15 protein-coding genes are annotated in these 12,269 nt (G+C 37.9%); 12 read left to right on the top strand and 3 right to left on the bottom strand.

Annotated elements, in window-relative coordinates:
* Positions 1-152: 152 nt before the first annotated feature.
* The 4 genes from nadE to H561_RS0103650 all read left to right on the top strand — a co-directional run bounded on the left by nadE (position 153) and on the right by H561_RS0103650 (position 2,756).
* Entirely contained in the window at positions 153-947 is a 795-nt protein-coding gene (nadE, locus tag H561_RS0103665) for an NAD(+) synthase (protein ID WP_027385784.1), read from the top strand.
* 78 nt (positions 948-1,025) lie between these two features.
* Positions 1,026-1,523, top strand: a complete 498-nt coding sequence (locus tag H561_RS0103660) for a ribonuclease domain-containing protein (RefSeq protein WP_027385783.1) — start codon at positions 1,026-1,028, stop codon at positions 1,521-1,523.
* Positions 1,524-1,610: 87 nt separating this feature from the next.
* Positions 1,611-1,931 carry a barstar family protein gene (locus H561_RS0103655; protein ID WP_027385782.1) on the top strand — a complete coding sequence of 107 codons (321 nt, stop codon included), beginning with the start codon at positions 1,611-1,613 and terminating at the stop codon, positions 1,929-1,931.
* Positions 1,932-2,159: 228 nt separating this feature from the next.
* Positions 2,160-2,756, top strand: coding sequence for a Crp/Fnr family transcriptional regulator (locus H561_RS0103650; RefSeq protein ID WP_027385781.1), 597 nt, complete (start codon positions 2,160-2,162; stop codon positions 2,754-2,756).
* 57 nt (positions 2,757-2,813) lie between these two features.
* Here H561_RS0103650 and pafA read toward each other — a convergent pair whose 3' ends face one another.
* Entirely contained in the window at positions 2,814-4,460 is a 1,647-nt protein-coding gene (gene pafA / locus H561_RS0103645) for an alkaline phosphatase PafA (protein WP_027385780.1), read from the bottom strand.
* A 295-nt stretch (positions 4,461-4,755) separates the two neighbouring features.
* On the opposite strand from pafA, the gene H561_RS0103635 reads away from it, so the two are divergent.
* The 3 genes from H561_RS0103635 (at position 4,756) to H561_RS0103620 (ending at position 6,430) form a co-directional block, all read left to right on the top strand.
* Positions 4,756-4,956, top strand: a complete 201-nt coding sequence (locus tag H561_RS0103635; RefSeq protein ID WP_027385779.1) for a hypothetical protein — start codon at positions 4,756-4,758, stop codon at positions 4,954-4,956.
* Between the two features lie 126 nt (positions 4,957-5,082).
* Entirely contained in the window at positions 5,083-5,877 is a 795-nt protein-coding gene (locus H561_RS0103625; RefSeq protein WP_027385778.1) for a hypothetical protein, read from the top strand.
* A gap of 13 nt (positions 5,878-5,890) precedes the next feature.
* The gene (locus tag H561_RS0103620) at positions 5,891-6,430 is read left to right on the top strand and encodes a GNAT family N-acetyltransferase (protein ID WP_027385777.1); all 540 of its coding nucleotides are present in this window, start codon (positions 5,891-5,893) and stop codon (positions 6,428-6,430) included.
* A gap of 119 nt (positions 6,431-6,549) precedes the next feature.
* Here the strand turns inward: H561_RS0103620 and H561_RS0103615 are convergent, their stop codons facing one another.
* Complete coding sequence (locus H561_RS0103615) at positions 6,550-6,918, bottom strand: winged helix-turn-helix transcriptional regulator (protein WP_027385776.1); 369 nt, start codon at positions 6,916-6,918, stop codon at positions 6,550-6,552.
* Between the two features lie 89 nt (positions 6,919-7,007).
* On the opposite strand from H561_RS0103615, the gene H561_RS0103610 reads away from it, so the two are divergent.
* From H561_RS0103610 to H561_RS0103585, 5 genes are all read left to right on the top strand, one after another.
* Complete coding sequence (locus H561_RS0103610) at positions 7,008-7,556, top strand: NAD(P)H-dependent oxidoreductase (protein WP_027385775.1); 549 nt, start codon at positions 7,008-7,010, stop codon at positions 7,554-7,556.
* A 67-nt stretch (positions 7,557-7,623) separates the two neighbouring features.
* Positions 7,624-7,869, top strand: a complete 246-nt coding sequence (locus tag H561_RS0103605; protein ID WP_027385774.1) for a bacteriocin-like protein — start codon at positions 7,624-7,626, stop codon at positions 7,867-7,869.
* Between the two features lie 182 nt (positions 7,870-8,051).
* On the top strand, positions 8,052-9,029 hold the full coding sequence (locus H561_RS0103600) for an SDR family oxidoreductase (RefSeq protein ID WP_027385773.1): 978 nt from the start codon (positions 8,052-8,054) through the stop codon (positions 9,027-9,029).
* Between the two features lie 398 nt (positions 9,030-9,427).
* A complete protein-coding gene (locus tag H561_RS0103590) occupies positions 9,428-10,213 on the top strand; it encodes a helix-turn-helix transcriptional regulator (RefSeq protein WP_027385772.1) in 786 nt (261 codons plus the stop codon).
* A gap of 98 nt (positions 10,214-10,311) precedes the next feature.
* Positions 10,312-11,145: a hypothetical protein gene (locus H561_RS0103585; protein WP_027385771.1), complete on the top strand. Its 834-nt coding sequence runs from the start codon at positions 10,312-10,314 to the stop codon at positions 11,143-11,145.
* Between the two features lie 91 nt (positions 11,146-11,236).
* On the opposite strand, the gene H561_RS0103580 is transcribed toward H561_RS0103585, so the two are convergent.
* Positions 11,237-12,163 carry a malate dehydrogenase gene (locus tag H561_RS0103580; RefSeq protein ID WP_027385770.1) on the bottom strand — a complete coding sequence of 309 codons (927 nt, stop codon included), beginning with the start codon at positions 12,161-12,163 and terminating at the stop codon, positions 11,237-11,239.
* Positions 12,164-12,269 lie beyond the last annotated feature (106 nt).

Genomic DNA, 12,269 nt, shown 5'->3' with positions numbered 1-12,269 from the left:
ATGCCGAAAAACAAAATAATTGCAACTCTTTTCATGTCTTTGCCCGGCTTTTAGAGTGCATAAAAGCTTACTTCATTCGTTCGAGAACATCATCTCTGAAGATTTTTGGAATATAAATTGAAACTTTTTAAAAAGATTAAAAAATATAAACAATGCAGACACAGAAAATAACAGACCATATTGTCAACTGGCTGAAAGACTACGCCACCAAAGCTAATGCAAAAGGATATGTACTGGGCGTTTCGGGAGGTGTGGATTCCGGAGTGGTTTCTACACTTTGTGCCATGACGGGACTTGACGTACTTCTTCTGGAAATGCCGATTCGGCAGAAAGCAGACCAGATCAGCAGAGCACAGGACCATATTGAAGATTTAAAGAAAAGATTTCCGAATGTTAAAGGGGAAACGGTTAACCTTACCCCGGTCTTTGAAAGCTTTGAAAATGTTGTCGGAGCGCATTCAAAAGACCAGCCTAACAATAACCTGGCGATGGCCAATACAAGATCCCGGTTCAGAATGCTGAATCTGTATTATTTCGGACAGCTTCACGGGCTTCTGGTTTGCGGTACCGGAAATAAAGTAGAGGATTTCGGTATCGGTTTTTATACCAAATACGGTGACGGCGGTGTTGATGTTTCGCCTATTGCAGATCTTTATAAAACCGAAGTATATGAACTGGCAAGATCACTGAACCTGATTGAAAGCATACAGAACGCCATTCCTACAGACGGGCTTTGGGATGCTGAAAGAACCGATGAAGACCAGATCGGTGCTACGTACCCTGAGCTGGAAAAAATCCAGAAGGAATATGGAACAAAAGCGGTTGCTGATTATGAAGGCCGTGATAAAGAGGTGTTCATGATTTTCGACAGGATGCATAAAGCTGCAAAACATAAAATGGTCCCGATCCCGGTCTGTGATATTCCGGAAGAGTGGAGAAAAGGATAAAATCAATGTAACAGTTTATCAATATAACAATGCGCCGGTAAAAGGCAGAATGGTACTTGTCAATTTAAATTTTAAAACATGACCGGTAAAACAAGATCTGTATTTTTTATCTGCTTAGGACTTCTGTTTGGAATGTCCGTGATGTATGTGTACAAAAATTTCATCGCGGATAAAAATCCGGTTTCAGAGACAAATCCTATTATTGAATATGGGGCAGCAAATGGAAACTCGGCAATTTCTGTTCAACAATCCATCGACCTGTTAACGGAAGAGAAAACCGTGGTGAATTATATAAAACAAAACCATAAACTGCCCGGATATTACATGACGAAAACCGAAGCCAGAAAAAGCGGCTGGGATCCTGCCAAAGGGAATCTATGTGAGGTCCTGCCCGGAAAAGCCATCGGCGGAGACCGTTTCGGCAACCGTGAGGGCAGCCTTCCAAAGAATAATCTATATTATGAGGCTGATGTAAATTACCATTGCGGAAACAGAAACGGGGACCGGATTGTTTTCACAGAAAAGGGTGAAGTTTACCTGACCAAAGACCATTATAAGAATTTTGAAAAGCAATAGCTTCTTGCTCATTAAGCACAATGCTCGGACCGTAGATCAGGTTCTTCTGCATTATGCTTCCGGATCAATTAATTACTAAATAAGAATATGAAAACAATATACATAGATTTTACAGGCATCGGGGATGATGAAGACTTTTATGCCCAGTTAAAAGAAAAAATTATACTTCCTGAGCATTTCGGAAATAACCTGGATGCCTTATCGGATGTCATTACAGGAGGCCTGGAAATGCCGCTTCACCTCGAATTTGTAAACATGACGGTTGATCAGCTTGAAACTTTTGAAGACCTGCTGACCACACTGGAGGATGCAGAGGAAGAACTGAAAGATTTCACTTTTACATATTTTCTGGAGCAATATGATGACGAAGATGAGGAGGAAAATACCGATAATAATGAATCATTATAATCAGCTCAATTAACAATAAAATCTGCGGAGAAATCTGCAGATTTTTTTATCTTATTCATATCTGCGGTTTTGTAAAAATTTCATAAAAACAGATAAAATACATCAGTTCATTTATAAGATGGCCAATTGCTTTGGTAGAACAGTTTTAAGGCATGCATGTGGTACTTATTAATTTTTAAACATTATGTTAATTTGTTAATTTTATCACAAATCTATAACTGTTAGCTTATGATCATTTGCGAAAACCTATTGTTTTCCCATGGCGCTGAACTGCAAAACTATATCCCCGGTGAATATATCTTTGAAGAAGAAAGCACTCCGAAGTATTATTTACAAATAAAATCCGGCACGGTTAAGCTAAGCAGCTTTCTGGAAGACGGTAAAGAGTTTATCCATGGAATCCCATTTGATGGTCATTGCCTGGCAGAAACCTATCTTTTTCATGACAAAAAATATGCTGTCAATGCAATAGCCATTACAGACTGTGAAATTATAAAGCTGGAAAAAAACAAACTGATAAAGATGCTTCAGAAGAAGCCTGATCTTTTTTTTAAAATATATTCTTATACGGCAGACCGCATGCATTACCGATATGTCATTGCGGCTCCGTTTTCTTTTCAGGATCCGCTTGCCAAGCTTCATCTTATTATGAACCATATTAAAAGCCATTTCGGCTTTAAAGAAAAGTTTTCTTATCCTGTTCCTTACACTAGGCAGCAGCTGGCTTCCCTTACCGGAATGAGAATAGAAACGGTAATCCGGGCCATTAAAAAAATGGAAAAGCAGGATATGCTGAGAATTGACGGCACTAAAATATTTATTTAAATAAAAAATCCTCAACTTTTCTGTTAAGGATTTTTCACTCTGTTATTCCGAATTATTTTATTTTCCAGTTACTTCGGTAATCGGATTTCCGACATTCCCGCTTGGAAACTGAATTTTCAAAAGAGAAGAAACCGTAGGGGCAATATCCGTCATTGAATAAGGCTTATCGCTTGTACCATGCTGAATTCCCCAGCCCATAAAAATCAGTGGAATATGGGAATCATAAGAATTCCACACACTGTGCGTAGTTCCTGTCTTTGCATATGGTGGAAGCATAGAATCGTGAGAAATCAGCTGGATATCCCCGCTCCTCTGCCTGTTAATGCCATTGATAATCCTTTGCTTAAGCGGCTCAGGAATTGTAGCTTCCTGCACTTTCGTTACCGAAACCGCATACAGGTCATTAGGGTCATTTTCAATTTCCTGAACGGTAAAATCCCTTACCTCATCCAGCACTAATTTATTTTCTTTTAATAATTTTCTGTCGAAATAAATCTGGTAGTTATCAACCGCATTGATCAGTTTATCAACCCCGAACTTTTCTTTCAGTTTCTGATTCATGTTCATTTCCATTCCGTCTCCGAAAAACCCGGTTGTTATTTTATGTTCCTGCAGAAACCCTACCGAATGGGCTCCTCCATGGTCAGCCGAAAGGAAAACGGTATACTTGCCCTTCCCTACTTTGGCATCCAGGTAATTGAAGAACTGTTCTAAATCCTGATCCAGCCTTAAATAAACATCCTCTACCTCGATAGAATTAGGCCCGAATTTGTGACCTGCATAATCCGTAGAAGCTAAATTAATCGCCAGCATGTCCACAATATCATCACCTCCCAGTTTTTCTCCGTCAACGGCAGCTTCAGCTAATTTTAAAGTCAGTGTATTTCCAAACGGCGTATAACGGATATTATCTTTTTTAGCCTGATAGTCAGCAGCTAAATTGCTGTAAGGAAAAGTAGGCGTTTTTGCGCTTCCCAGCAATCCTTCCCAGGACGAATTGTCCGGTGAACTTTCGGTATACTGATTGATCGGAAGCAGGGTATTCCAGCCGTTGGCAACCAATTTATCCGGCAGGTTAAGAGCATTGAATGATTTCAGCCACTGCGGCAGATCATTCATATACCATGTGCTGGTAATAAAGTTCCCCGAAGAGTCATCAAACCAATAAGCTCCGTTCGGGGTATGCCCGGCGGGAAGGATAGAAGCACGGTCTTTAAGGGAAACCCCGATGACTTTTCCCTGGAAATTGGTGGCCAGTCTCAGTTCATCAGTCACAGTAGTGGACCATAGATTTTTCGGAGAATGACTTCCTACTTTTACATTGGTAGTGCCTACAGGCTGTACGCTTTCATCAGCAGTACAATACACGTTTTTTCCGGTCTCCTTATCGGTCCAGTCATTTCCCGCAATTCCGTGAATCGCCGGAACCGAGCCTGTATAAATACAGGTATGCCCCAAAGCTGTAACGGTAGGAACATAAGGAATATGAACATTGTTTAAAGAGTAGCCGGTGTTCAACAGCCTTTTGAAACCATCATTGCCGTATTTATTATAAAATCGGTACAGGTAATCCCACCTCATCTGGTCTACAACCAGACCTACCACCAGTTTAGGCCTTTCCAATTGAGAATTTTTGTTCTTCTGCGCGTTGGTTGTAATGACTGACAAAAAAGCAGCTGCCACAACCGAAATTTTCCTAAGCATTCCGTAAAATTTTGTTGGGAACAAATTTAAGGGTTTTGAAATTTTCAGGATGTGAAATTTTAATTAATTTAATACTCCGTTTCATTACGAAAAAGTAATACCTGCTTTAGGATCGTATATAAATCTGAACATGCAGATATCCTATCTTATCTGGCCCGTTTAATCTTTCAATCATTTAATGACATACCGTGATGATCATGGTACCATACATAATATATATGTGTTTTTTTTACATTTTTTTCGGATTGATTTTTTTACATTTGATAGAACTGAAATCCGCTTAAATCATTGATCAATGAAACTCCTCAGACCTTTTCTTTTATCTGTTTCAATACTGTTATTCGGGTGGCGGTTTACGAACAATATTAATCTTATCAATATTGCTGTTACGTTGAATGAAGCTGAAATAAGTTCTGAAGTCACCAGAGTACATCGGTTTACGGACATCAGTCAGCTTAAAAAATTCACCATTGAAAAATCAGCTATATGGAATTAATCAGGAAAAGGTTTTCGGAAAATGCAATGATAAGGGTGGCTGTTATTTCAGTATCGGTTTTTATACAGATTATTCTTTACAGTACCCGAGGAAATATGGTGAATTCAAAATCTATAAATTTTTAAAATGATTTTAGGCGTATACTGGTATTACAAATTCCCTGAAGGGCTGTATCATTTCGATTTTTTCAGATTTCTAAAAGGTTTCGGAGGACATGCCGATAATCCCGCACAGCTTCAGGCAAGTGTATCTGTCAGCGATACAGAAAGCTTTCTGCTCAAAATAACAACATTGAAATCCGAATATAAAAGAGCTTATCTAACGGTTAAAAAAAACGGGAACTGCCTGTTTATAGAAACCCGCGATTATACTTTATTCGATTATCATTTCCAGCTGGTTTCGGAGGTTGAAAAACTTTTAAAAGATGAAAATGCCCAACTTATTGAAGATAAAATTTCATTTGATATGGGAACAAATTATAGTTTTGATGCTGACTATGAAGGAATTTACGACAAAAAGAAACATGATTTTATCCAGCTTGTAGGCTCTGATTTTAAAAAATGCAATGCAGAAAATGTCTCAATGCGGATAGATGGTCATCTGCCGTCAGGCCTGAAAAGGGAATTCCTGCATGATCTTACCCAAATATGCCTTCAGGAAAATATATCAGTATTTTATTATTTTGATTTTGAAGCGGATGATTTTGTTAACCTGATGCTTTTTTTCACCAACGGACGTCAGACCAAAGATCATATCCAGATTATCAATATCATTTCTTTCGGCGATAAAATCCGAAAAATTTCCGAAAAATACACAGTATGGTTCGGCCATAAAAACGGGTTGGGATATTATCCTGTGAACGGCCCGCATATTCAGTTAATGGATGATGAAGAATTTATCATCGGGACAACACTTTCGTAAAATTATATATTCAATGGACATCAAAAAACTGGAGAGACTCAGAGAGGACCCGACTTTAGACTGGGGTTTAAACGGCTATGAAACCGATATAATATATGTGGTTTCCGCTATTGAAATGGGAGGCTCGTTTGAATTTGGCTTAAGAGAAAAAAAACAGCCGTACATAAAAGCATGGGAAACCGGGCCGGGCGACATAGCCAGGCTCAATACCATCATTGAACAGGCACATTCTTTCGGTGCTTTTCATCAGGGAGAAATGATCGGCTGGGTAATCTGCGATTTCAGGGCATGGAACAACAGCCTATTTATTGAACATATTTTAGTCAGTGAATCCTACAGAGGGCAGAATATAGGAAAGATGTTCATCAAAGCGGTCAACCGTAAAGCCAGGGAACTGAACTGCAGGATTGTAGAACTGGAAACACAGAATACAAATTACTCTGCGATTCAGTTTTGCCTGAAATGCGGTTTCATTTTCACAGGAATCAATACCAAACGGTATGCAGATTCCGCTGAAACGGCTGTATTCATGAGCTTTGACCTGATGATTTGAAGGTGAACAAGTATTTATTTAGGCAAATCAGAATCAATGGGATCATAAATATAAAGATTTCTGGATATTCGTAAAAACCCTGATCTTGAATTTGAAAGGATTACATTTAAATATTAACATTATTCCACAAACGCTCCTTTCTGAGCTACGATCTGATTTCCCCACCAGGTAATCGTTTCAAGAACGGGAATAAAGGTTTTACCGAATTCGGTAAGAGCATAAACTACTTTTACGGGTGGTTTTTCTCCGAAAACCGTTCTTGATACCAATCCGTCTTTTTCCAGCTGTTTGAGCTGGATGCTTAAAGTCATTTCCGTAACGGAAAAAAGTTCTTTCCGCAATTCGCTGTACCTTTTCTCATGATCTTTCAGATGATACAGAATAACGGTTTTCCATTTCCCTCCTACCAGATCCATTGCGAGACTTACTGAGCAGGGATATATTTTTTCGCCGATTTTTACATGGCTGCCTATACATTCTTTTTTCATTGTTTACACCTATCCAATTGGATAGTTATTGTAAATGTACACGGTTCAGAATAAATTTGCAACTATAATTTTTATAGTAAATCAAAAACATGGTACTACTTATTCTCGGGCATCCGGACATCGAAAAATCACTGGCAAACAAGACCATTATTGAAAATCTGAAAGACAGCAGCCTAGAACTGGAAATCAGAGATCTTTCAAAACTATATCCTGATTTTAACATCAATGTAAAAGCTGAACAGGAAGCCCTGTTGAAACATCAGACCGTTATATTTCAGTATCCTCTGTACTGGTACAATATGCCGGCAATTTTAAAGCATTGGTTTGACCAAGTCTTTGAATATCAGTTTGCGTACGGTTCACAGGGTGATAAATTAAAAGGAAAGCATTTTATCCCAAGCTTTACCGTGGGTGCCCCTGAAAGCGAATACCATACTTTAGGGGAACATCATTTCAGAGTGTATGAATTCTGCAAAAATATGCAACAGACTGCGTATTATGCCCGGATGAAATATGTTGACCCTTTCTATTTTCACGGAACTTCAGTACATTCAGGATATACAGAGGAAGATATTAAAAGAAAAGCAACAGAACAGGCAAAACGTTTAATAAAACTGATAGAAGGATATCAAAATTAAATCCCTATCATGTGTAATACTATTTTATTTGTATATTCGTAATCAGCAAATTAAAATATAAATTACTATGAAAAATTTAAAAAAATTAGCCAGAAAAGAATTATCCGTTATTCACGGTGGCGACACGGCATATGCTTTCTGCGACAGCAGCGGTGTATGTCCGCCAACCTTTCCAAGCAATGCTCAGACTTACTGCAGCGATGGAATCTGCTATAGAATTACCGGAGGCGGTAATCCCGGAGGAGGCGGATGCCATGAACCCAGTCATTTCTGCGAATCCTGGGAAACCGGATGCGGATGTATTTATATTTAAAAAATTTATCAGATATTTTAAGAGCGGCTTTCCGCTCTTTTTGTTTCCGGTTATGGAAAGTTCATGGAATAACCGATTATAATCTTGTCTATACTGAACTTCACAACAAACAAAAATTGAACTTCACAACAAAATCCTTGTTCAAAATAAACCCCAACTTTGTCCTGTAAAATTTAAACAACATGGAAAGCGTACAGACAAAGAAAACAGTTTTGGTAACGGGAGGAACAGGGTTCGTGGGAATTCATACGGTCCTGCAGCTGTTGCAACAAGGTTATAAAGTAAAAACCACACTCCGTTCAATCTTAAAAAAAGACATCATTTTAAAAGCTCTGGAAGAAGGCGGGATAACCTATTTTTCAAATCTTTCATTTATTGAAGCTGATCTTACGGGAGACCATAATTGGGACGAAGCCGTAAAAAATTGTGACTATGTCCTTCATGTGGCATCGCCCTTTCCTGCTCAGGATCCGAAAGATGAAAATGAACTTATTATTCCTGCAAGAGACGGAGCTTTGCGCGTTTTAAAAGCGTCACGTGATGCGGGCGTAAAAAGAGTGGTTTTAACATCTTCATTTGCAGCGGTAGGTTATAGCATTGATGCAACAGACCATATTTTTACAGAAGAAGACTGGACCGATATAACGGCTCCGCTACCGGCCTACATCAAATCAAAAACTGTCGCTGAAAAATCTGCCTGGGAATTCATTGAAAAAGAAGGCAACGGTCTGGAACTTACCGTCATCAATCCTGTCGGGATTTTTGGCCCTGTTATCGGCGGAATTACATCTGCTTCTTTGGACATTGCTGTTTCAGGGGTTCTGAATGGAGCAATGGATCATACTCCACCCTTTACAATGGGCGTTGTGGATGTGAGAGATGTTGCAGATATTCATATTAAAGCGATGCTTCATCCCGAAGCTCAGGGAGAACGTTTTATTGCGACTTCAGACGGCGTGATGAGCTTTTATGATGTTGCCAAACTCTTCAAAGAAAAAAGGCCGCAATACATTTCAGACACTCAAAATTTAGAACCGATTGGTCAGCAATTCTATAAAGAAATGTCCAACAAAAAAGCAAAAACCATCCTGAACTGGGTTCCAAGAAGCCGGGAGGAAGCTTTGCTCGCAAGCGCAGACAGTTTGGCAGGGAAATTATAAATTACCTTCGTTCATTTGAATAAAAAAAAGTAAAAATAATTTCGTACCGGGAATCTGTCCCCAAGACTTGCCGGTACGGTTTCTTCACAATCTCCTGAAATAAGGAAATTTAAAACAGCTTTCATAAATTTGTACGGCAAATTGTTGCAAAATCACAATTTACCTTAATACATATAAAGTGAAATAAGAGAATGTTGCATTAAGAAATGCCGCTGCCTGAAGCACGACACAAACTCAGAAACGAAGAAATAATTGTAAATTCGTACAAATCCAGTAAAAATGGCTTGATGAAATTATAAAGCCGGTTTTTGGTGATTTCAGGATTAAGTTAAGATTTTACAGAGATTTCCAGATCCGGACTTTTTATTCCTTTTGTGCAAAAAAAGAAAAATAATAACATGAAATTCAACAATATACAATCCTGTCATTTAGGGCCCGAAATTTCACCAGAACAGTTTATTCCGGAACACTTCTTTTTGCTCTTGTTAAAAGGATCGATGGTGTCATATGACGGCCACAGGCATTATACCATGAAACCGGGGGATTACTGTATTGCAAGGAAAAATCATCTCGTCCGGTATACAAAATACAGGGAAGATGGAAATTTTGAAAAAGTGATCATTGCCTTTGATGAACCGTTTTTAAAGAAATTTCTTGAGCGCCATTCCTACCAGGCTGAACCGACCGATCATGATGATTCTTTCCTATTTATCAATGAAGATAAACTGATCAGAAATTACATACAGTCTCTGGAGCCTTATTACAACGGAACGGAACAGCTGGATGACACTTTTGTGGATATCAAACGTGAAGAATTATTGCTGATTTTATTAAAGAACAATCCTGATCTGAAAGATATTTTTTTCAACTTCACTGTTCCGCATAAAATGGATCTGGAATTATTTATGAATCATCATTTTAAATTCAATATCAGCTTAGAACGTTTTGCCTTTATGACAGGACGAAGTTTATCGACTTTTAAAAGAGAATTTAAAGCAATTTTCAATACCACTCCCGGAAAATGGCTGATGAACAGACGCCTTCAGGAAGCCTACTTCCTTTTGGAAAAAGAAAACAAAAAACCGACCGATATCTATCTTGACCTCGGTTTTGAAGACCTTTCTCATTTTTCTTATGTATTTAAAAAAGAATTCGGGATTTCACCTTCAGAACTGAAGATGTAAAATTTTGATGTGTAAAGTTTTTACCTCACTTATCTATAATTGTTTTAATTCATTACTTTTGTAAACTAAATTTTTATAAATATTATTCTGATTAAACCATGACAATAAAATCGTATTTACTTTTAAGTATATGTTCACTCTTATCATATAGTTGTAGCAGCAATGAAGATATTACCGAGGTAAATGAAATTTTAGAAAAAAATATTGAGAGCTACAGATTTTTTTATATGCATTATCCTCAGGCTGCCATACCAGGTGGTTATGATACTGTTACAATAGAATACGATCTAAATAATAGACCTATAAAAAGAATTGGGGGTCTTTTAGTAGCCTCTCCGCAATCAGGATTTAATTATGCTTTTTCAAATAGTGTTTATAATGAAGTAACCTATGGAAATAATAATGCGACCATTGTCTCAAAACTTAATTCAAGCCAAGGCTATACAGTTCCTGAAAATAAAAAATATTTCGAATTTGAAAATGGTAAAATATCAAAGAAGATTGTTTATAATCTCTATGAAAATGATACTATTCAATATATATACAACAATCAAAATAAACTTTCTAAAAGAGTCTTTAAAAAAAATAATGCTATAGCTTACCAAAGTGATATTTATTACAATCAAAATGGAAATGTAGATAGCATAGTAACCAGAAGTCCAACTATATGGAACCCTGTTACAACAACGTACGAAATTAATTTCAGTTCCAAATCACGAATTTTAGAAATTTTTAAAAATTATGATAATAAATCAAATCCAACAAAGAAATTAATGATTTTTGATGAAATTTTTCTCAGATCTCTATCTGAAAATAATTACAATTATTATAATCAAACAGAATATAATGCTAATGGTACAATATTAAACTTCAAAGAATATAATTGGAATTTACTATATACAAATAATAATATTGATTTTTCTAAGAAATAAGCATAGTCCCAAATTCACTATTGAAAAGTTTTCAAAAACACAACAGAACCGCGCCCTCCGGGCGCGGTTCTGTTATATAAAGTCGGATTAATTAAAACTTTAAATCCCCATTCACTTCTCTCACAGCATGAGCCGCTTCAGCAAATTTCAGCTGTTCGTCAGCCGTAAGGGTAATATTTACGATTTGTTCCACTCCATTTTTCCCGATGATGGCAGGAACACCCAGACAGATATCGTTTTGTCCGTATTCACCTTCCAGCATTAAAGAACAAGGAATCATTTTCTTCTGGTCGCAAGCAATGGCCTGAACCATTACAGAAACTGCTGCGCCTGGTGCATACCAGGCTGAAGTGCCTAATAATTTGGTCAGCGTTGCCCCTCCTACTTTTGTTTCTTCAATGACATACTTTTGCTTTTTTTCATCCAGGAATTCAGTGACAGGAACCCCGTTTCTTGTCGCTTTGGTCAATAAAGGAAGCATTCCGGTGTCACTGTGAGCAGCAATTACCATCCCGTCAACATCAGAAATCGGAGCTTCCAATGCTTCAGCCAGCCTGTATTTGAATCTTGCAGAATCCAATGCACCACCCATTCCGATGATTTTATGCTTGGGAAGACCTGAAGTTTTGTGTACCAGGTAAGCCATGGTATCCATCGGGTTGGAAACCACAATGATGATGACTTCCGGAGAATGTTTTACCAGGTTTTCAGTCACCTCCTTTACAATACCGGCATTGATCCCGATCAATTCTTCTCTGGTCATTCCCGGTTTTCTCGGAATCCCTGAAGTGATCACGGCTACATGCGAACCTGCCGTTTTACTGTAATCTCCTGTTGTTCCGGTAATTTTGGTATCGAACCCGTTCAATGATGCCGTCTGCATCAGATCCATGGCTTTACCTTCTGCAAAACCTTCTTTAATGTCTACTAAAACCACTTCCGAAGAGAAGTTTTTCATAGCGATGTATTCTGCACAGCTTGCGCCTACAGCGCCTGCACCTACAACGGTTACTTTCATAATGTATACTTTTTATTGTTTTATTAATAGGTCATCACGGAACCTTGCGGTTTCATGCTGAATGACTTCTAATCCAAAATTGGAAACGTCCAAATTTAACAATTCC

The sequence above is a fragment of the Chryseobacterium gregarium DSM 19109 genome, assembly GCF_000430845.1.
Classification (GTDB): Bacteria; Bacteroidota; Bacteroidia; order Flavobacteriales; family Weeksellaceae; genus Chryseobacterium; species Chryseobacterium gregarium.
This window is presented reverse-complemented; position numbering and strand designations above follow the sequence as displayed.